At 45.3% G+C, this 21,017-nt stretch carries 19 protein-coding genes; 12 read left to right on the forward strand and 7 right to left on the reverse strand.

Annotated elements, in window-relative coordinates; genetic code table 11:
* Positions 1-20 precede the first annotated feature (20 nt).
* From trpCF to trpA, 3 genes are all read left to right on the forward strand, one after another.
* Positions 21-1,460: a bifunctional indole-3-glycerol-phosphate synthase TrpC/phosphoribosylanthranilate isomerase TrpF gene (trpCF, locus tag HRQ85_RS12105; protein WP_172379717.1), complete on the forward strand. Its 1,440-nt coding sequence runs from the start codon at positions 21-23 to the stop codon at positions 1,458-1,460.
* A gap of 131 nt (positions 1,461-1,591) precedes the next feature.
* A complete protein-coding gene (gene trpB, locus HRQ85_RS12110) occupies positions 1,592-2,782 on the forward strand; it encodes a tryptophan synthase subunit beta (protein ID WP_048613233.1) in 1,191 nt (396 codons plus the stop codon).
* Positions 2,782-3,588: a tryptophan synthase subunit alpha gene (trpA, locus tag HRQ85_RS12115; protein ID WP_048607245.1), complete on the forward strand. Its 807-nt coding sequence runs from the start codon at positions 2,782-2,784 to the stop codon at positions 3,586-3,588. Before trpB ends, trpA begins: the two co-directional genes overlap by 1 nt.
* 88 nt (positions 3,589-3,676) lie before the next feature.
* Here the strand turns inward: trpA and HRQ85_RS12120 are convergent, their stop codons facing one another.
* Positions 3,677-4,474 carry a slipin family protein gene (locus HRQ85_RS12120; protein WP_048613235.1) on the reverse strand — a complete coding sequence of 266 codons (798 nt, stop codon included), beginning with the start codon at positions 4,472-4,474 and terminating at the stop codon, positions 3,677-3,679.
* A 69-nt stretch (positions 4,475-4,543) separates the two neighbouring features.
* Positions 4,544-5,950: an NfeD family protein gene (locus HRQ85_RS12125; RefSeq protein WP_172379718.1), complete on the reverse strand. Its 1,407-nt coding sequence runs from the start codon at positions 5,948-5,950 to the stop codon at positions 4,544-4,546.
* A gap of 408 nt (positions 5,951-6,358) precedes the next feature.
* Between HRQ85_RS12125 and HRQ85_RS12130 the strand changes: the two genes are divergently transcribed.
* A complete protein-coding gene (locus tag HRQ85_RS12130) occupies positions 6,359-7,678 on the forward strand; it encodes a dicarboxylate/amino acid:cation symporter (RefSeq protein WP_321162967.1) in 1,320 nt (439 codons plus the stop codon).
* A 121-nt stretch (positions 7,679-7,799) separates the two neighbouring features.
* Here the strand turns inward: HRQ85_RS12130 and HRQ85_RS12135 are convergent, their stop codons facing one another.
* The gene (locus HRQ85_RS12135) at positions 7,800-8,573 is read right to left on the reverse strand and encodes an ABC transporter substrate-binding protein (protein WP_048613921.1); all 774 of its coding nucleotides are present in this window, start codon (positions 8,571-8,573) and stop codon (positions 7,800-7,802) included.
* A 10-nt stretch (positions 8,574-8,583) separates the two neighbouring features.
* On the reverse strand, positions 8,584-9,726 hold the full coding sequence (hisC, locus tag HRQ85_RS12140) for a histidinol-phosphate transaminase (protein WP_172379719.1): 1,143 nt from the start codon (positions 9,724-9,726) through the stop codon (positions 8,584-8,586).
* A 180-nt stretch (positions 9,727-9,906) separates the two neighbouring features.
* Between hisC and HRQ85_RS12145 the strand changes: the two genes are divergently transcribed.
* The 6 genes from HRQ85_RS12145 to HRQ85_RS12170 all read left to right on the forward strand — a co-directional run bounded on the left by HRQ85_RS12145 (position 9,907) and on the right by HRQ85_RS12170 (position 13,506).
* On the forward strand, positions 9,907-10,794 hold the full coding sequence (locus HRQ85_RS12145; RefSeq protein ID WP_171732025.1) for a LysR substrate-binding domain-containing protein: 888 nt from the start codon (positions 9,907-9,909) through the stop codon (positions 10,792-10,794).
* 287 nt (positions 10,795-11,081) lie between these two features.
* Positions 11,082-11,330: a hypothetical protein gene (locus HRQ85_RS12150; RefSeq protein ID WP_017069991.1), complete on the forward strand. Its 249-nt coding sequence runs from the start codon at positions 11,082-11,084 to the stop codon at positions 11,328-11,330.
* A gap of 133 nt (positions 11,331-11,463) precedes the next feature.
* Complete coding sequence (locus tag HRQ85_RS12155; protein WP_017061509.1) at positions 11,464-12,030, forward strand: septation protein A; 567 nt, start codon at positions 11,464-11,466, stop codon at positions 12,028-12,030.
* A gap of 188 nt (positions 12,031-12,218) precedes the next feature.
* Positions 12,219-12,617: an acyl-CoA thioester hydrolase YciA gene (gene yciA, locus HRQ85_RS12160; protein ID WP_017061510.1), complete on the forward strand. Its 399-nt coding sequence runs from the start codon at positions 12,219-12,221 to the stop codon at positions 12,615-12,617.
* Between the two features lie 195 nt (positions 12,618-12,812).
* Complete coding sequence (locus HRQ85_RS12165) at positions 12,813-13,109, forward strand: YciI family protein (protein WP_004741234.1); 297 nt, start codon at positions 12,813-12,815, stop codon at positions 13,107-13,109.
* 1 nt (position 13,110) lies between these two features.
* Positions 13,111-13,506: a GspS/AspS pilotin family protein gene (locus HRQ85_RS12170; protein ID WP_017062026.1), complete on the forward strand. Its 396-nt coding sequence runs from the start codon at positions 13,111-13,113 to the stop codon at positions 13,504-13,506.
* A 108-nt stretch (positions 13,507-13,614) separates the two neighbouring features.
* On the opposite strand, the gene metE is transcribed toward HRQ85_RS12170, so the two are convergent.
* Positions 13,615-15,960, reverse strand: a complete 2,346-nt coding sequence (metE, locus tag HRQ85_RS12175) for a 5-methyltetrahydropteroyltriglutamate--homocysteine S-methyltransferase (RefSeq protein ID WP_172379720.1) — start codon at positions 15,958-15,960, stop codon at positions 13,615-13,617.
* Between the two features lie 280 nt (positions 15,961-16,240).
* On the opposite strand from metE, the gene HRQ85_RS12180 reads away from it, so the two are divergent.
* Positions 16,241-17,152, forward strand: coding sequence for a LysR substrate-binding domain-containing protein (locus HRQ85_RS12180; RefSeq protein ID WP_048664705.1), 912 nt, complete (start codon positions 16,241-16,243; stop codon positions 17,150-17,152).
* 139 nt (positions 17,153-17,291) lie between these two features.
* Here the strand turns inward: HRQ85_RS12180 and HRQ85_RS12185 are convergent, their stop codons facing one another.
* Both HRQ85_RS12185 and HRQ85_RS12190 read right to left on the reverse strand, forming a co-directional pair.
* Positions 17,292-17,492 (reverse strand): DUF4250 domain-containing protein, encoded by a 201-nt coding sequence (locus tag HRQ85_RS12185; RefSeq protein ID WP_004741624.1) that lies wholly within the window; start codon positions 17,490-17,492, stop codon positions 17,292-17,294.
* 128 nt (positions 17,493-17,620) lie between these two features.
* Positions 17,621-18,301, reverse strand: a complete 681-nt coding sequence (locus HRQ85_RS12190; protein ID WP_048659617.1) for a hypothetical protein — start codon at positions 18,299-18,301, stop codon at positions 17,621-17,623.
* 237 nt (positions 18,302-18,538) lie between these two features.
* Here HRQ85_RS12190 and HRQ85_RS12195 point away from each other — a divergent pair, with 237 nt between their 5' ends.
* Complete coding sequence (locus tag HRQ85_RS12195) at positions 18,539-20,929, forward strand: YgiQ family radical SAM protein (RefSeq protein ID WP_172379721.1); 2,391 nt, start codon at positions 18,539-18,541, stop codon at positions 20,927-20,929.
* Positions 20,930-21,017: the final 88 nt, after the last annotated feature.

Raw genomic sequence — 21,017 nt, forward strand, 5'->3', positions numbered from 1 at the left:
GACGAATTGAGACAAAGAACATGACACAGACTACCGATAAACTGTCGACCCACGTTTCAGTCAAAGAAGCTGAAATGGCGGAAGTATTAGCAAAAATCGTTCGTGATAAATACCAATGGGTTGAAGCGCGTAAGCAGACTCAACCATTAGACGAGTTTAAAGCATCACTAACTGCAACAGACCGCAGCTTTTATGATGCTCTGAGCGGAGAGCAAACTGTTTTCATCACTGAATGTAAAAAGGCATCTCCGTCAAAAGGTCTAATCCGTGACGAGTTTGACCTCGACTACATTGCGTCGGTTTACAACAACCACGCAAACGCGATTTCTGTGCTGACAGACGAGAAGTACTTCCAAGGTGACTTTGAGTTTTTACCTAAGGTTCGCAGCATTGCTAAGCAGCCTATCCTGTGTAAAGACTTCATGGTTGATACCTACCAAGTTTACTTGGCTCGTCATTACTCAGCTGATGCTATCTTGTTGATGCTGTCGGTATTGGATGACGAAGAGTACCAAGCGCTGGCGGAAGTCGCTCACTCACTCAACATGGGTGTATTGACCGAAGTCAGCAACGAAGAAGAACTTCACCGCGCAGTCGCCCTAAACGCGAAAGTAATCGGCATTAACAACCGTAACCTTCGTGACCTTTCGACTGATTTAAACCGTACTAAAGAGTTGGCGCCCCTGATTCGCGAACTGGCTCCAAACGCAGTCGTGATTTCAGAGTCTGGCATCTACACACATCAACAAGTTCGTGACCTTTCAACGTTTGCAGATGGCTTCCTAATCGGTAGCTCTCTAATGGCAGAAAAGAACCTAGAGCTTGCTGTGCGTAAAGTAACGCTGGGTGAAAACAAGGTGTGCGGTTTAACTCACTCTGATGATGCAGCGAAAGCGTATCAAGCTGGTGCGGTATTCGGTGGTCTGATTTTCGTTGAAGCATCTAAGCGTCATGTGGATATCGAAGCGGCTCGTTTGACTATGAGCGGCGCACCTTTGAACTACGTGGGTGTGTTCCAAAGCCACAGCGTGGCAGACGTTGCGAAAACGGTTTCTGAGCTAGGCCTGTTCGCTGTGCAATTGCACGGTGATGAGTCTCAAGCGTATGTCGATGAACTAAAACAGTCACTGCCTGAAAGCGTTGAGATTTGGAAAGCTTATGGTGTTGCTTCCGATACAGAGAGCTCGCTACCAGAATTACTGGAAAGCAACGTGACTCGTCACCTGCTAGATACTAAAGTGGGTTCTCAAACAGGTGGCACAGGCCAAGTGTTCGATTGGAGCCTAATCAACAACCAAAGCGCAATCATGTTGGCGGGTGGTCTAAACCCAGAAAATGCTAACCAAGCGGCTAAGTTGGGCTGCTTAGGATTAGACCTAAACTCTGGCGTTGAATCCGCTCCAGGTAAAAAAGACGCAGACAAACTGCAGCGTGCTTTTGCAGCGATTCGTAATTACTAGTCCAAACTCGGCGCTAGAAATTAGAAAGCAAAAACTAAAAACATATTTGTGAGCTTTGCCTTTTGCGAAGCTCAAACAAGATTAAATGACTTGGTGTGAATACACATCAGTAGAATTGAAGGAATAACACAATGGCTAAACTCGATGCCTACTTTGGTGAATACGGTGGTCAATACGTACCGCAGATCCTAGTGCCAGCACTAGACCAACTTGAACAAGCATTTATCGATGCACAGGCCGATCCTGAGTTCCGTAGCGAATTCATGACGCTTCTTCAAGAGTACGCTGGTCGTCCAACGGCACTAACGCTAGCACGTAACCTAACAAAAGGTACAAAAACAAAACTGTACCTAAAGCGTGAAGATCTACTTCACGGCGGTGCTCACAAGACAAACCAAGTACTTGGTCAAGCATTGCTAGCAAAACGTATGGGCAAACAGGAAATCATCGCTGAAACTGGCGCAGGCCAACACGGTGTGGCAACGGCGCTAGCTTGTGCTCTATTAGGTCTTAAGTGTCGTGTATACATGGGTGCAAAAGACGTTGAACGTCAAAGCCCGAACGTGTTCCGTATGAAGCTAATGGGCGCAGAGGTTATCCCTGTTCATTCTGGCTCTTCAACGCTAAAAGATGCGTGTAACGAAGCGCTACGTGACTGGTCTGCAACTTATGAAGACGCGCACTACCTACTGGGTACTGCAGCGGGTCCTCACCCATTCCCAACGATTGTTCGTGATTTCCAACGCATGATTGGTGAAGAAACGAAGAACCAGATTCTAGCGCGTGAAGGTCGCCTTCCTGATGCGGTTATCGCTTGTGTCGGCGGTGGTTCAAACGCTATCGGTATGTTCGCGGATTTCATTGAAGAAGAGTCTGTACGCCTAATCGGTGTTGAGCCAGCTGGTAAAGGTATTGATACCGACCAACACGGCGCACCGCTTAAGCACGGTAAAACCGGTATCTTCTTCGGCATGAAAGCGCCACTGATGCAAGATGAGAACGGCCAAGTAGAAGAGTCTTACTCTGTATCTGCGGGTCTAGATTTCCCATCAGTTGGTCCTCAACACGCACACCTAAATGCTATTGGCCGTGCTGAATACGACAACGTGACCGATGACGAAGCACTAGAAGCTTTCCAAGCTATCGCACGTAACGAAGGTATCATCGCTGCACTAGAGTCATCTCATGCTTTGGCTCATGCAATCAAAATGGCTCATGACGATCCAGAGAAAGAACAGCTATTAGTCGTTAACTTATCTGGCCGTGGTGACAAAGACATTTTCTCTGTACACGACATTCTTAAAGAGAAAGGAGCATTATAATGGATCGCTATCAATCACTCTTCACTCGCTTAGCTGAAAAGAATCAGGGCGCATTCGTACCATTCGTAACAGTTGGCGATCCTAACCCTGAGCAATCGCTTAAGATCATGGAAACTTTGGTTGAAGCGGGTGCAGACGCACTTGAGCTTGGTATCCCATTCTCTGATCCTCTTGCTGATGGTCCAACAATCCAAGGTGCGAACATTCGCGCTTTAGATTCTAAAGTCACGCCAGATGTGTGTTTTGATCTTATTGGTCAAATTCGTGCTAAATACCCAGAGTTGCCAATCGGCCTACTGATGTACGCAAACTTGGTGTACGCACGTGGTATCGAGAACTTCTACGAGCGTTGTGCGAATGCAGGTATCGACTCTGTATTGATTGCTGACGTCCCAACCAACGAGAGTGGCGAGTTTGTTGCTGCAGCTAAAAAGTTTGGTATTCACCCAATCTTTATTGCTCCACCAACAGCAAGTGATGAGACGCTTCAATCGGTTTCTGAGCTAGGTGGTGGTTACACTTACCTACTTTCTCGTGCTGGCGTAACGGGTGCAGAAACCAAAGCAAACATGCCTGTGACTGCCCTTCTTGATCGTTTGAACAAGTTTGATGCGCCACCAGCACTGCTTGGTTTTGGTATCTCGGCTCCTGAACAAGTGAAAGAAGCAATTGTAGCTGGCGCTGCAGGTGCTATCTCTGGCTCAGCAGTTGTGAAAATCATTGAAAACAACGTTGAACAACCAGAAGCAATGCTTAAAGCACTTGCTGAGTTTGTTACGCCAATGAAAGCGGCTACGCAAAAGTAATCTGCGGTCAATAAATCGAACCAGCGATTCAAGTATTAAAAGGCTCCACAACTGTGGAGCCTTTTTTATTGCTTTTCATTTAAGCCAATCACTCATCGGCTTTCATCGCTTTCTTAATCGCTGCCTCATTGAGCGTCGCTTTGATCGGATCGGTTATCTTCTCCACTAAATCGATGGGCATTGGGAAGATGATTGTGGAGGTTCTTTCATTAGCCACCTCGGTTAGCGTTTGCATATATCGCAATTGAATGGCGTTAGGCGCTTGATTCAGTACTTCGGCCGCTTCGCGTAATTTGGTCGATGCTTCTAACTCACCCGTCGCATGTATCACCTTGGCTCGACGAGAACGTTCCGCCTCGGCTTGTTTAGCAAGCGCTCGCACCATACTGTCATCAAGGTCGACATGCTTAATCTCAACATTGGCAATCTTAATCCCCCAGTTATCGGTGTGTTGATCCAGTATCGATTGCAAATCTCTATTAAGCTCTTCTCGCTCAGACAACAGCTCGTCCAACTCATGTTGCCCTAGCACAGAACGTAACGTTGTTTGTGAAAGTTGACTGGTGGCCTCAAGATAATTCTCAACGTTGTTGATCGCCATTTTCGGATCGAGAACTCGAAAATAGACCACAGCATTAACCTTCACAGACACATTATCTCTGGTGATCAAATCTTGTGTTGGCACATCCAAAACAATAGTACGTAGATCCACTCGCACAATTTGTTGGATGAAAGGAATGATGATAATCAAGCCCGGTCCTTTAACGCCATAGAAGCGCCCAAGGAAGAACACCACTGCACGCTCATACTCGCGCAGAACTCTAAACATGCTGGCTATCAACAAGATAACGAGCACGATGACAATACCTATAGTGTGTATAAACATAACCGCCCCCTAATGGTAACGATAGTTAAGCAATAAATAATTCAATCAAGTTTGTCCTAACACTCCGCGCTAACTCGGCCTCGGTGGTACCTCATCGGGTAGTGCCTCGACATCCAAAAGCAACCCAGTCAGTTTGGTCACTCTGATAAGCTGCCCCGCTTGCAGTTCACTGGCGCATTGAGCTTGCCAAATTTCACCTTCAACTAGCACTCGGCCAGCACCCGGGAAACCGCTGACAACTTTACCTGTCTCACCAACCACCGCTTCCATCCCTGTAGTCACAGGCTTGTTTCTCACTCGGACTAACATAGAGATAGTTACGACAATAAAAGCAACAGAGAACAAACTGATCCCGATAATTAACGGCAATGCGATTTGATAACCCGGCACTTCGGTGTCCATCAACATGATTGAACCGAGCGTAAACGCAGCAACGCCACCCAAACCGAAAATACCAAAGCTAGGGCTAAAGGCCTCTGCGACCATTAAGGCTATTCCCAATAGAATTAAGGCAAGGCCCGCGTAGCTCACAGGCAGCATTTGTAAGGAGTACATCGCCAACAACAAACAGATACCGCCCAATACACCCGGTAAGCCGACTCCAGGGTTATAGAACTCCAGTAACAAGCCATAGATGCCAATGAGCATGAGGATGTAAGCGACGTTTGGATTAGTAATCACCGAAAGCAAACTAAAGCGCCAGTCTTGTTCACGCTCGACAAAAGCCACCTCACTAAGTTGAACTTCCTGATTGATACCGTTGATGATGATGGTGCGTCCGTTACTCAGCTCAACCAATTGCTGAAGGTCGCTAGCAATAAAATCGATCACATTAAGTGTTAGCGCGTTCTCTGAGTCCAAACTCGCCGCTTCTCTTACCGCCTTTTCAGCCCACTCTTCATTGCGATTGTGTAGCTTAGCCAAACTGACAATGTAGGCTGCAGCATCATTGATGACTTTCTTCTCCATCGCAGTGCTGGCTTTTACTTGGTCTGAGTTCTCTTGTTTTGTTTCGTCTTGCTCACTCGCTGACGTGTTGTCATCTTTATTAGCATCGTCTTGAGGAGATAGTGGATTAGTCGGTGCTTTACCACCACCAAGAGAGACAGGCGTGGCTGCGCCCAAATTAGTTCCAGGCGCCATAGAGGCGATGTGGCTAGCAAGTAGAATGTAGGTTCCCGCACTCGCCGCACGTGAGCCAGCAGGCCCAACCCAAGTTGCTATCGGGATCGGTGAGGTGGTGATGGATCGGATAATATCTCGCATCGACGTATCTAACCCGCCGGGCGTGTTCATTTTCAAAATAATGAGCTTCGCTTGCTCATCGTGAGCTTGTTCTATTTCTCTAGTGAGGTAGTCACTGGTCGCAGGACCTATTCCTCCATTCACCTCAATAACCCAGACATCATCGGCCTGAGCAAACACAGAGCTGAACAACAGAAGAAACGCAAACAAGTACTTTAATATAAAAGTCATAGCCCCTCTCCTTACAACTGAGATGCTAGATAGACGTTTTATTTAAAGCGCAGAGGTAACATCTTGGTAATAAATAGATACCTTAAGCATAGTTCAGGCTAAATTTCACACAACACGCGTCTTTGAATTAGCTCAAATATCAAGACCAAAAAACACCCAAAAATGAAAACCAAATGTTAACAAAGCAAGTCAAATACCAACCCCTCAAATCATTCACGAAACACCCAACAAGAAGCCTTTTATAAACCCTGCAAATATCAGAGTAATAAAAAACAAAAGCAAACGATTGCATCGGTATAGAAAAACAACAAATGACATAAAACCACCTACTTTTCGAGGGCTTTCATCTCTGCTCATATTGATAAATGTAAAGGATACGTGTAAAACTTCTCGCGAAATATTAATCCAATGGTACATCGTACATTGGTGAGTAGTTCTGGGATTTTTATATTTAGTAGCACAGAGGTTATGGAAGTGTTAAAAGAAAAGAGTTTACTAAGCAACATCGGCGTTCAAGTCGTTATTGCAATGATCATCGGTACCCTAGTCGGTGCGATGATGGGTGACAGCGCAACTATGTTCGCTCCACTGGGTGCTATCTTCATCAATTTGATCAAGATGCTGGTTATCCCTCTAGTCGCGGTTGCCCTAATTTCAGGTGCTGCTGGTCTAGGCAACAGCTCATCAGCAGGTAAAGTGGGCGTGACCACTCTAGGTTACTTTGCACTAACGTCTGCACTTGCTGTAGCACTAGCGCTAGTAATGGGTGAAATATTCGAACCGGGTCGTGGTATCGATGTTTCTGGCGTTGAAGGCATGTTCTCTTCTGAATACGCTGCAAAAGGCGAACTTCCAACGTTCTGGGCAACCGTAACGGGTATGATCCCGACCAACGTTTTCCAATCACTGAATGAAGCAAACATTCTGCAAATTCTAGTCTTCTGCTTATTCTTCGGTATTGCGATTTCTAAACAAGCGAAAGAGAAACGTGACCCTATCATCAATGGCGTAAACGCGATTGTTGACGCTATGGTTTGGATGATCAACAAGGTTATGATCATTGCACCACTTGGCGTATTCGGCCTAATGGCAGAAGCTGTGGGTACGTTCGGTTTTGGCGCACTTATGGTTGTGTTCAAACTGTTCGTTGTCTACATCGCTGCGATTCTGATCTTCGGCTTTGTTGCTTACCCACTGATGATTCAAATCTTCACTAAGACTTCTGCGAAGAAGTTCCTAGTTGCGATGAAGAAGCCTCAAGCGGTTGCACTATCAACAGCATCTTCAATGGCGACACTGCCAGTAACAATGGAAACGGTAGAGAAAGAACTTGGCGTTCGTAACTCTACGGCTTCATTCGTTCTGCCTCTTGGTGCGACGATCAACATGTCTGGTAACGCGATTTACTACGGCCTAGTTGCTATCTTCTTCGCACAGCTGTTCAACATCGACCTGTCTATGGGTGCTTACGTTGCTATCATCGTAACGTCTACACTAGGTGCGGTTGGCCAAGCGGGTGTTCCAGGTCCTTCTTTCCTAGTGGTTGCAGTTCTTCTAGCGGCTGGTATCCCTATCGAAGGTCTACCTCTGTTGTTCGCTCTAGACCGTATCTTCGACATGATCCGTACTGCTCTGAACATCACTGGTGATGCAGCATGTGCAGTTATCGTTGATTCTCTAATCGAAGACGAAGCGAAAGAAGCTGAGCTACAAAAACAGCAAGCGTAATATTAAGCGCTAAGTTGGTGGTGACTTGAATTGACACCACCAGCATAAACTTGAAAGTCCGAGAGCCTTACAGCCCTCGGATTTTTGTTTTTGGTGTTCTAATTTTTAGGCGTTAGACGAATTACAAATCAGCGCCATAGATATCAAACGTAAAGTACTTAGCGGCGATCTTGTCGTAAGTACCGTTTGCTCTGATCTCTTCAATCGCGGCATTGAATTGTTTCGCCAGTTTTGAATCCTGCTTTCTTAGTGCTAACGCCGTACCTTCGCCAATGTAGGCTTTGTCGGTTACTGCTTTGCCTTTGAACTCAAAGCCCTCGCCTTCTTTCTTATCTAAGAAAGCTAATGACAGTTGATCTGAGTTGCCGAAGGTTAGATCTAGACGGCCGTTTTGCAGATCCAGATAAACTTCATCTTGCCCTGTGTAACGCTTAATGTTGGCAACACTGCCAAACTTGTCGGTTACGTAGCGATCGTGAATCGTACCTTGTTGAACACCGATGGTTTTGCCCGCTAAGCCCGCCTGATCAACGCTGAATTCTGCGCTTTTAGCAGCAACAAACACGGCTGGAGTTTGGTAGTACTTATCAGTAAACAAAATCTTACGCTTACGCTCTTCAGTAATACGCATTGACGCCATAATCACATCCGACTTTCTTGCCAATAAACTTGGAATTAGCGAATCCCAGCTTTGTGAAACCCAAGTACAATCGAGTTTAGCTTGCTCACACAAAGCATCAGCTATCTCAATATCAAACCCGACAGGCACACCGTCACTGTTTTTATAGTTGAATGGCGGATACGTAAAGTCGGACGCCAAACGGATTTCTTTCGCCTGTACCGTTGTACCAAGTAAAGCGGCCGCACAAGCGAGTCCTAGTATTATCTTTTTCATCATTGCCATCCTAGATATGATCTTTATCGAGTTGAGATTCAGTTTCTTTATGTTGAGCTTGTTGAATTTGTTTGCCTTGTTGATTCTTTTCTAATTCGGTTTGGTAACGTGTTAGTGACGTTATCACTTCTAGCATGCTCTCTTGGCTACCAATACTGATTCGAACACAGTTACGCAAAGCCGGTTCATGGTTTTGATTCCTTGTCACAATGCCATCCTTCGCCAAGACACTGAACACTTGGTGCCCAGCTTTTTGACGCAGCAAAATGAAGTTTGTCGATGAAGGGTAAACAGACTCGATGAAATCAAACTGCGTTAGCTCACAAGCAAACCAGTTACGTAGCTCAACCAGCTTTTGCGTCGCATCTTGCATCACTGAGACTCGTTCATCAGACAAAGCGTCTAGCACGATTTGCGATGAGCAATCTGGCATCGGATAAGGTGGAATCAGCTTCGCGACATACTGCATCACATTTTGACTCGCTAAGATAAAACCACAACGAACTGCAGCCAATCCAAATGCCTTAGACAAGGTTCGAATCACAACCAAGTGCGGATAACGCTCAATAAGGCTAACGGCTGACGTTTGTGGTTCAAATTCGATATACGCTTCATCGACGACCACTAGCGACTTCCCAGTCGTGCCTTCCAATACCTGAATCAAATCCGATTTAGGAATCACATTGCCCGTTGGATTGTTTGGTGAGCAAAGAAACACGATATTCGCCAGCTCTGCCTTATTCACAATATCAGCGACGTTCAGGCTGAAATCTTCCTGTAAAGGAGAATCGAGCGTTTCAATCGCTAGTGCATCAGCGCAAAACTCATACATGGCATACGTTGGTGAACAGATAAGGATATTGTCTTGAGCGGGTTTGCAGAATGTTCTGATCAGTAAATCAATTGCTTCATCGGCGCCACGCACCGCAACGGTTGCAGCATCAGTTCCACAATAAGCTTGGTAAGCCTTGGCAATGTCTTGCGGTAAAAAGTCTGGGTAACGATTATGGCTGGCTTCTCCTTGAAACAGAGAGTTTTCCAATTCATTTGCGTTTAACCAGACACGTCCATCACCACCAATTCTTCTTGCTGATTGATAAGGTATTAATTTTTTTACAGCCTGCGGCACTAAGTTATCAATAAAAGATGTCAAGAAGCTATCCCTTTCACATAATCACGATGTCTCATCACTGCTTTCATATTCAAGAAATGTGATTTATACACATATTGAATCACTAATGATGAGTAAGTATTTACATTCAAACAGAACACTATTGATAAATGAATCGAAATAATCACATAATAGTCATGATAAAAAATCATAGGTAAAGATATGAATCGCACACTTCCTTCAACCAAAACCTTGCTCGCGTTTTTGTCGACGGCAAGGCATCTCAACTTTACGCGCGCGGCACATGAGCTCAATGTTACGCAAGGTGCAGTGAGTCGTCAGGTATTGTCGTTTGAAGAAAGCCTTGGCTGTGATCTCTTCTATCGCCACGCTCGTGGACTGTCTTTAACGCCGAAAGGAGAAGAACTGGTTCCCCTGATACAAGGAACGATTCATCAGCTGCAATCGGCTCTAAATCAAGTGGCTAGCTCTCCCTCCAAGATCAAACTCAACGCACCGAGCTGTATTACCTCTTGGCTACTACCTAAGTTGATGTCTTTTCAGCAAGCCTATCCTGAAATTGATGTCGAACTCACGTCGACCATCAAACACGTCTTCGAACCAAGCTTTGATCCGTTTGACGCCGTAATTACCTATGGCAAGAAGCCAAACCAGCAATCGATTATCAGCCAATTATTGTTTAACGAGCAGTTAGCGCCCGTTTGCCAAGCACAAAGCATTACACAGAGCCATCTTGTCGACGACGCATCGACCATCATCAAGCCACACAAGCTTGCCCAATACACTTGGCTACACGCCAACAATGAGCAGAGTGATTGGCGACTTTGGTTAGAACACATAGGCAGCCACGACCTTTCAAGCAAGAACAACCAACAATTCGCGACACTCGATCAAGCGATGAACGCCGCCATTCAAGGGTTTGGTATTGCAATCGGTGACATCACGCTTGCTAAGCAAGATATTGATTTGGGCAGATTGGTGAAAGTGAGTGAAGGCAGTGTGTTTTCGGGAAATGGATACTTCCTATTACAACCCAAGAACCGTCAGAATGCCTCGCTATCAACCTTAGTCGATTGGCTAGTCGATTAACGGTTATCAAATTGCCAATTCAGGAGCCTTAAAGCTTCAGTAGATCGTCATAATGAGAATTTTACCATTCTCAAAATAAAACTATTTTTCGTCAGCTCCGTATTGGTGTTTAGAGAATAGAACGTACGTTCCTTTAACTAATTGAAAAGAAATTCAATTCTATTTGGTCGGGAATTTGTTCTGTTCAATTGGAAAAAATGGCATTCGAATTGCTTTGTCATAGATAACCCAACCAATATACAGCAGGTTGCATCATTTGAACTGCAGCTTGTCACGGAGGATAGGCTATGACCTTACAAAGACATACGTATTACGGCTTGATTCACCATGGAATTAAAACCCTATTAATGGACAGAATTGGCCACTTCACAGAACGTGAATATCACGAGTATCTCGACTTAACGACCGGTAAATCGACGTGTTTTGCCATGAGCGAACAAGAACTCGAAAACACATTAGACAGCTTGAAAAGCGAAGGTTACCTTGAAGACATCAAGAAGCTAATACCTCGCTATCAAACCTCGTCAATGCGATAACCTGCTTAAACTCTTTAAACACGATGAGTGGTTAGATTGAATTAATTGGCACCCAATTGTCTCGGGCTATTTAGCATCGAGACAGTTTTCGTTAGACTGTCAGCAACTCAACTAACTGGATAGTCAGTGTCTCATGAAACAAATTCTTGATTTCATTCCTCTCATTATTTTCTTTGCGCTTTATAAGATGTACGACATCTATACCGCGACCGGCGCTTTGATCGTTGCCTCTGCAGTTCAAATTATTTTGACTTATTTCATCTACAAGAAAGTCGAAAAAATGCAGGTCATCACCTTTCTAATGGTTGCCGTATTTGGTGGCATGACCATCTTCTTGCACGACGACAACTTCATTAAATGGAAAGTCACCATCGTTTACGCACTGTTTGCGATTGGTCTGACGGTCAGTCACATCATGGGCAAATCAGCGATTAAAGGTATGTTAGGCAAAGAGATCACACTGCCTGATTCGGTATGGGGTAAGATCAACTGGGCATGGACGCTGTTCTTTACCCTATGTGCCGTTCTCAACGTTTACGTTGCCTTCAGCCTACCGTTGGATGTTTGGGTGAACTTCAAAGTGTTTGGTTTGCTCATCGCTACCTTGCTCTTCACCTTGCTCACTGGTGTTTATATCTATAAGCATCTACCAAAAGACCAGCAGAAAGAGTTAACGGATAAAAATACCGACGAGAAGTAACCCTTAGGGATGAGTCCTCATACCCTATTTGATACAATTATTATCAATATACGATTGGCCAATGATACTCGTGATCATTGGCCGCTGATTATTTGTGTTCGGTGAAGACGTTAAAAATTAGACCACCACGAGTCTCGTAAACACATCTATTTTTATATAAAACAATCAATACCATTAAGAGTACGACAATGACTATTCAATCAACTTTGAACCCGATTGGTTCTTTACTTCTTCGCACATTAGCGATGCCTTCTGATACAAATGCAGCGGGCCAGATTTTCGGTGGTTGGATAATGTCTCAACTTGACCTTGCTGGCGGCATACTGGCGAAAGAGATCTCTAACGGCAAGATAGTCACTGTTTCAGTGTCGAGTATCGAGTTCAAACAGCCAGTTTCTGTGGGTGATGTTGTGTGCGTTTACGGTGACTGCACTAAGATTGGTCGCAGCTCGATGAATATCGACCTAGAAGTATGGGTTAAGCCTGTACTTGACCACGGTATCGGTGACCGCTACAAGGTGTGTGGCGCGACATTCAACTACGTTGCGGTTGATGAAAGTGGTAAGCCTCGCCCAATCAATAAATAGTACTTTCGACAGCCCTATCGCACTGAAAGGTCTTTAGCCATTTCGATTAAAAATGCTAAAGACCTTATCACTCTCCCGCACCATTTCACAATTTCTTATCATTAGCTCTTCCAATACCAATTAGTTCGCGTAAATTAGCAAGATAGCGAATTTAAACGCCCTCAATTTAGTGAAGTAAAATAAGGATATCTCAATATGTGGTACGTGATTTTTTCTCAAGACGTCGAAAATTCATTAGAAAAACGCCTAAGTGTTCGCCCACAACATCTAGAACGCCTACAAACACTTCACGATGAAGGCCGACTGTTAACAGCGGGTCCAATGCCAGCTATTGACTCAGATAACCCTGGCGAAGCAGGCTTTACAGGTTCAACTGTGATTGCTGAATTTAACTCTTTGGAAGATGCACAAGCATGGGCAGACGCTGACCCGTACATTGATGCTGGCGTTTACCAAAATGTGATTGTAAAACCATTCAAGAAAGTATTTTAACGTGAAAAAATGGATTATTGGCTCACTGGCTTTAGCTCTGCTTGCAGGCTGTGCTTCAAGTGAGCAAGACGAACAAAGACAGCTAGAGATGATGGCGCAGCACCGAGCTGGCGTTTTATCTGCTGGCCTGCCGATTGAGTATGGCCCACTGTCGGTCATGCGCGTGCTAGCAAAAAACACGGTTATCGAAATCATGATGATCTACAACCAAGATGCAAAAGGTGCTAAGCCTTTAAACCAAGTTGTAGACATGAGCGTGAATAGCTACTGCACCAACTCTGAAGTGAGAGCAAACCTCGATATGGGCTTGGCTTACAACATCAAGATTCGCAACACTCGCGGACAACTGATGGTTGAGAAGTTGATCAGCAAAGAGACGTGTCAGAGCAGCAGCTAGTTTCTAGCTCGAGATTCGAACAAGTATAAAACCAGAAGGCCTCGCATTTGCGAGGCCTTTTTTGTGGTTCATCGTGGAATAGCGGGTCAATCTAAATACTAGACTGAATTATGCCTCGGCTGATTCCCACTCTTTGCGCAGTGCCTTAGTCGCCGAAACTAAGTTAGTCAGTGCCGCTTCTGTCTCTGCCCAGTTCCGTGTCTTCAGCCCACAATCAGGGTTTGCCCACAAACGTTCCGCTGGAATTTTCTCTGCCGCTTTCTTAAGTAAATCAACAATCCACTCTTCTGACGGGATGTTTGGTGAGTGAATGTCATAAACGCCAGGTCCAATCGCATTCGGGTAGTTGAACTCTTCAAATGCTTTCAGCAGTTCCATGTTCGAGCGAGAAGTCTCAATGGTAATCACATCGGCATCTAGCGCGGCTACTGAATCAATGATCTCGTTGAACTCGCTGTAACACATATGGGTATGGATCTGAGTTTCAGGTTTCGCACTCACCGCTGAAATCTTAAAGGCATCGACCGCCCACTCTAGGTATTCAGCGTGGTCACGCTTTTTCAGTGGCAAACCTTCTCGAATCGCTGGTTCATCGATTTGAATAATGTTGATGCCCGCGTCTTGCAAATCAGACACTTCATCTCGCAGCGCAAATGCCAATTGATTAGTGATCTCTTTGCGTGAAATGTCTTCACGTGGGAATGTCCAACATAAGATGGTAACAGGGCCTGTCAGCATCCCTTTCATCTGCTTCGAAGTCAGAGATTGGGCATAGGTCGACCATTCCACCGTCATTGGTTTTTCTCGTTCAATATCCGCGACCACAATCGCCGGCTTCACGCAGCGAGAGCCGTAGCTTTGTACCCAACCAAACTTAGTGGTTTGAAAGCCTGCTAGGTTTTCCGCAAAGTACTCCACCATATCATTACGCTCGGCTTCACCATGAACAAGCACATCCAAATCTAAAGCTTCTTGGCGCTTAACAGCATCCGCAATATGGCCTTTCAATGCGGTTGTGTATTCAGCTTCACTCAGTTTGCCAGTGCGGTAAGCGCTACGTTGAACACGGATCTCGCCTGTCTGTGGGAACGAACCAATAGTTGTGGTTGGCAGTAACGGTAAACCCAACACCTCAGACTGATGAGCCGCACGCTCTGCGTATGGAGCAGTGCGCTCTGCTAGCGCTTTAGTAATGGTATTGATACGAGCTTGAACTTGCGGCTTGTTCACATGAGTCGCGCTCTTGCGTGCAACAATCGGTTGGCTGTAAGTCTCACACGCTAAAATGGCATTTTGGTCGCCGTCTAACGCGGCACCCAATAAGCTCACCTCAGTGACCTTCTGTTTTGCAAAGGCAAACCAACTCTTCACTTCTTCGCTAAGCGTCTCTTCTAACTCAAGGTCAACCGGGCTATGCAGCAGTGAACATGAACTTGCGATCCATAGTTTATCGCCTAGCTTTTCTTTCACTGGTTGCAGCAACTCAAGCTGCGCGGCTAAGTCAGCTCGCCAAACATTACGTCCATTGATTGCACCTGCAGAAAGCACCCAATTTTCAGGTAGCTTATTCACCACTTCATCAAGTTGCTGCGGTGCGGCAGCCAAATCGATGTGTAAACCGTTGACGGGCAGCTCTACGATTTTATCTAACGTATCAGTCACAGAATCAAAGTACGTAGTAAGGAGTAGCTTCACATCGCCTTGAATCACTTGATACGCCAATTTGAATGAATCTGCCCACTTAGTTTCAAGTTCCAGAGAAAGGATAGGTTCATCGATTTGAACCCACTCAACACCCAACTTGGCCAGTTTTGCCAGAATCGCTTGGTAAGCAGTAAGCAAGCGTGGAAGCAAGGTTAAACGGTCAAAGCCCTCTTCCACTTCTTTGCCGAGATATAAATAAGATAATGGGCCTAGAAGAACTGGCTTCACTTTATGCCCCGCTTTAATCGCTTCACTCACTTCGTCAAACAGTTGTGGCCAGCTCACTTCAAAGGTGTCGTCTTTACTGAACTCAGGAACAATGTAGTGATAGTTAGTGTTGAACCACTTCGTCATATCTGATGCTGCTGCACCATCTTTAGCGCTTTCAGAGCCGTGCTTAGCGCCACAACAGGTGGATTGTGTTTGAGATTGACCGCGACCAACGCGGAACAAGGTATCTAAATCTGGGAAGGCTTTTTCATCTTCTGATCCACCAGCGTGACGCTTAGGTACATGGCCTAGAAGTAACGTCGTTGTTAGAACATGGTCGTACCATGCGAAGTCACCCGCAGTTGCAAAGCTTAGATTCGCGTCGGCTTGTACATTCCAGTTACGATTTCTCAATTCGCTGCCGAGCTGCTTGAGCTCAGATTGACCAATCTCGCCGCGCCAGTACTTCTCTAGTGTGAATTTAAGTTCGCGTTTTTCGCCGATACGTGGGTAGCCAAGAATATGCGTTGTTGTCGTCATGAGTCTGTTCCTTATTCGATAATTTTAATTTCCGGTCAGACTGCCTGTCATGGTTTTTGCTTTCACATAAAGGCGTCTGGATGGCTAAACTATCCACCTAATCTGAACGATGAACAACGTCCAAATATTCATCTTGTTTATTAAAAATATTCATCTTGAACAGACCGAAGATGAACATACCAAACCCATCTGGACATCTAGACGTTTACAAATGATAAAAAACCCCGTAGGGTGATTATTAAGAAATATTGAATTGGCTTAGTGAATATGAGGAATACTCATGATAGAGCTTAAACACCTTCGAACATTGACTACCTTAAGAGACAGCGGCTCACTAACCGCGACTGCAACCTCTCTTCACCTGACTCAGTCGGCGCTTTCTCATCAATTGAAAGACCTTGAGGCGCGTATTGGCGGTCAGCTTTTCCTTCGTAAAACTAGGCCAGTTAAATTCACCTCTGAAGGTGAGATTTTGCTTAAGCTCGCCGATGAGATACAGCCAAGAATCGCTAAAGCAGAGAACGAACTCGCAAGCCTGAAAGAGGATGTGAATGGTCGTTTGCACATGGCGATCGAGTGTCACTCATGCTTCCAATGGTTAATGCCCGCTTTGAAGGAATACCAAGTTGCTTGGCCAAGCGTAACCCTAGATTTCTCGTCAGGCTTTGGTTTTGAGCCGCTGCCCGCATTAATGGCTGGTGAATTAGATTTGGTGATCACCTCTGATATACAGCCGCGTTCAGAGGTTCATTATGAGCCACTCTTTGATTTCGAGATGCGTTTGATCACTGCAATAAACTCGCCTTTGGCTGAAAAGCCAAGCATTGAACCGCAAGATCTTAGCGATCTCACGATGCTCTCCTATCCAGTTCAAAAACAGCGTTTAGATGTCGTGAAGCACTTTTTGCAACCTGCAGGTGTAGAACCTAAGAAGTGGAAGCAGGCAGACAACACCTTGATGTTGGTGCAAATGGTATCGGCAGGATTAGGTGTCGCGGCATTACCAAACTGGGCAATCAGTGAGTTCTCAAGGCAAGGCTTGATAGCCAGCAAGCCGTTAGGTAAAGGGCTTTCGAGAAGACTGTTTGCTGCAGTAAGAAACTCAGAAAAAGACAAGCGTTACCTACAGGCTTTCTTTAGTACGGCAAGGCAGCAGAGTAAGAGTCACCTTGATGGTATTGAGGTCGTTTAACAATAACCATCGTCAACTAACTCCGCTTACACCAAGCACAAGAAACAAATGCCAGAAACAAAAAAAGTCACAGATAATCTGTGACTTTTTAGTTTCAGTACCGATGATTTTCGATACCTGTTGATTCGCGAAAAATAGACTATCTTGCGTAAGATTTAAACTGGTTAGTCAGTGGGTCGTATTGATAGCCAAGCATATCAAGCTTACCGACGACACTTTCTATATCCATCTCATACATGCTAATGAGCTCTTCAAAACTGTCGCACTCTAAGCGCAGTTTTTCGTTCACTATTCCCAGCAAGATAATGCTATCCAGGCTTTTGACGTTGCTTAAATCCATCTCGTACTCCTTACGAACACACTGACTAGAGTTAAGTTTAGAACGCTTACCAAGGTCACGCTAAAAAACAGATCACACTTCTTAAATCAGATACGTGGTTACCATACCCAAAGTTACGATGCCCAAAATTACAGAGCCCAAACTGGCGTTAAACCAACAGCGGCCGCTAATAACATCAACAATGAAACCGTAAGTTGAAGCTTTTCAGGTGTCTTAACGAACAGTAGATGCCAACACCACACCACGATAGAAGAGATCAACAAAGCGAAGCTAAATAGTAACGTGGAAATTACTGGCTCTAACTGAGCTTCAGAGAGTGAGTAAACATTCACGACTGTTGCCAGTACCACCAACATACCCGCCAATACACCCACCACTGGCAAAACACGGTGGAAAGCTTGCAAACGCGTTCTTGCGATCGTCAGCAGTAAATGACCAAACGCAGCACCTAACAATACGACCAACAGCAGAGTCGTAATGATGCCGACTGTGGTTGCTTGCTCCGTCGCTTGAATAGCAACGTAAGATAACGCCAAACCACACGCCAAATACATAACCCAGATAGGGCCAGAATCACGAGTCTTCTTAGTTTGAACTTGAGAATAGAAATAAAAAATTGCGAACACGACCAGAAAGGCTTCAATTTTTACTGAGGCAACCGCCAGCCAAAGCACGCCAATTGCAGGTAACATCTTGTGAATACGGCCACGTTGTCCCGGGCAAATATCCCCTTTCACCAAGATGAGGGTTAAGATCAGTTGGGCTCCTAAAAGCATCGGAGCAAATTGTACTAATAACGTTTCGACCATTGTGGATCTACTTCTTCAGACTTATTTTCGCGAATAATATCAAAAACTGCTGCGAACACTAATCAAAATCACAAATTAGCGACGTTATTCAAGGCTTCAACTATGCTGTTGTATGGCTCTTTTGATGCTTTTAAAAGCGATATAGCGAAAGACACCAGAACTAACAGGGGCATGTTCTACTGGCTAGTCTAGTCTCATGCCGCTATAATTCCCGCCTCAAAAATCAGAGGTTGAAATATGTACAGCGATATCACTCCTATTCACGAACACAAAAAATACTGGGCCGAGTGCTACGGAACTGCACCCTTTTTGCCTACCAGTAGAAAGGAGATGGATGCTCTTGGATGGGATAGCTGTGACATTATTATTGTAACTGGTGATGCGTATGTCGATCACCCGAGCTTTGGTATGGCTATCATCGGCCGTCTGCTTGAAGCTCAAGGTTTCCGCGTAGGCATTATTGCTCAACCAAAGTGGGACAATAAAGATGCCTTCATGAAGCTAGGTAAACCTAACCTATTTTTCGGCATCACAGCGGGTAACATGGACTCCATGATCAACCGCTACACCTCTGATCGCAAATTACGTCACGATGATGCTTACACACCAAACAATGAAGGTGGCAAGCGTCCTGACCGTGCAACTCTGGTTTATTCTCAACGCTGTCGTGAAGCTTACAAAGGCACGCCAATCGTTCTTGGTGGTATTGAAGCGAGCTTGCGTCGTGTTGCTCACTACGACTACTGGTCGGATAAAGTTCGTCGCTCTGTATTGTTTGATGCAAAAGCCGACATTCTTCTTTTTGGTAACGCTGAACGTGCACTGGTTGAAGTGGCACATCGCATTGCCGACGGCGAAGACATGTCTACACTAACCAATATCCGCGGTACTGCTATCAATCTTCCAGCAGCGCCTGAAGGCTTCAAAATCATTGACTCTTCTCGTATCGAAAAGCCGAACAAAGCGTATGTTCCCGTTAACCCATACGAAGTTGAAACCCAGTGTGATACCAAGAAAGACGAAAAAGAAGAAGTAAAAGCGCAGCCTATTACTATTCGCCCTTCTCGTCACGATGCAAAAACTACAGCAGTTCGTATCCCAGGTTACGAAAAGCTAAACAATGACCGTATTCTTTACGCTCACGCTAGCCGTATTCTGCACCTTGAGACAAACCCGTACTCGGGTCGTGCTCTGATTCAACGTCACGGTGATCGTGAGCTCTGGGTTAACCAAGCGCCAATTCCACTGACTACAGAAGAGATGGATTACGTGTTTGGCCTTGCTTACAAGCGTGTTCCTCACCCGATGTACGGTAAAGCGAAAATCCCAGCATACGACATGATCAAAACCTCGGTTAATATCATGCGTGGTTGTTTTGGTGGTTGTTCTTTCTGTTCAATCACAGAGCACGAAGGTCGTATCATTCAAAACCGTTCGAAAGAATCTATCTTGGATGAGATCGAAGACATTAAAGATAAAGTACCGGGCTTTACCGGTACTATTTCTGACTTAGGTGGTCCAACGGCGAACATGTACCGTTTAGGTTGTTCAGATCCAAAAGCAGAAATTAACTGCCGTCGTCCATCATGTGTGTTCCCGAAAATCTGTGAAAAGCTAAACACAGACCATCAACACACCATCGACCTGTACCGCTCAGCAAGAAAAGTACCGGGCGTTAAGAAGATCATGATTGCTTCTGGTGTTCGTTACGACCTAGCGATTGAGTCTCCAGAATACGTTCGTGAGCTTGTGACTCACCACGTTGGTGGTTACTTGAAGATTGCTCCAGAGCATACTGAAAAAGGCCCGTTGGACCTGATGATGAAACCGGGCATGGGCACTTACGATCGTTTCAAAGAGATGTTCGAGAAGTACAGCGCTGAAGCCGGTAAGAAACAGTACCTGATTCCTTACTTCATCTCTGCTCATCCGGGCACAGAAGACGAAGATATGCTTAACCTTGCAATGTGGCTGAAAAAGCACAACTACGAGTGTGACCAAGTACAGAACTTCTACCCATCGCCAATGTGTAATGCAACGTCGATGTACTACTCAGAGACTAACCCTCTGAAACGCGTGAAATATAAGAAGCGTGAAGATGTTCCTGTACCGAAAGGTGATCGTCAACGTCGTCTGCATAAAGCACTGCTTCGTTACCACGATCCTGAAAACTGGAAAATCATCCGTGAAGCGCTGATCAGCATGGGTAAACAACACCTAATTGGTGACAAAGCAAACTGCCTAGTACCAGCAGAAGATTTTGATGCGCAAACACCTGCACAACGTCGTAAATCTGGTCGTCACGGTTCACAGCGCTTTGCGACTAAGCACAGTAAGTCTCAGCCAGGTCTTGGTGGCGAAAGCCCACGTAACCACTCTGGTAAAAAACCGGGTGGCAAGAAGCCAACTGGTAACAGCAACGGTAGCCAAGGTAATGCTAACCAAGGTGGCGGTAATGGCAATGGTCGTAAACCAGCTACGGGCTTCATTAAGAAAGGACCTGGTGGTCAGCAATCACAAGGTAATGGCGGCGGAAACAGCAAACCAAACCGCAATAAATCGGGCAATGGTCAAGGTGGCAAACCTGCGGCTAACGGCAAGAACCGCCAGCGCGCAGCACAACGCTAATATCGCGAACCGATTGACTTCGCTATCGTAAAAACACAAAGCGCAGCTATTATATCTGCGCTTTTTTGTGTCTGTTACCAATGACTAA

Origin of the sequence: Vibrio sp. Vb339 (assembly GCF_902751245.1) — a bacterium.
GTDB lineage: Bacteria > Pseudomonadota > Gammaproteobacteria > Enterobacterales > Vibrionaceae > Vibrio > Vibrio coralliirubri.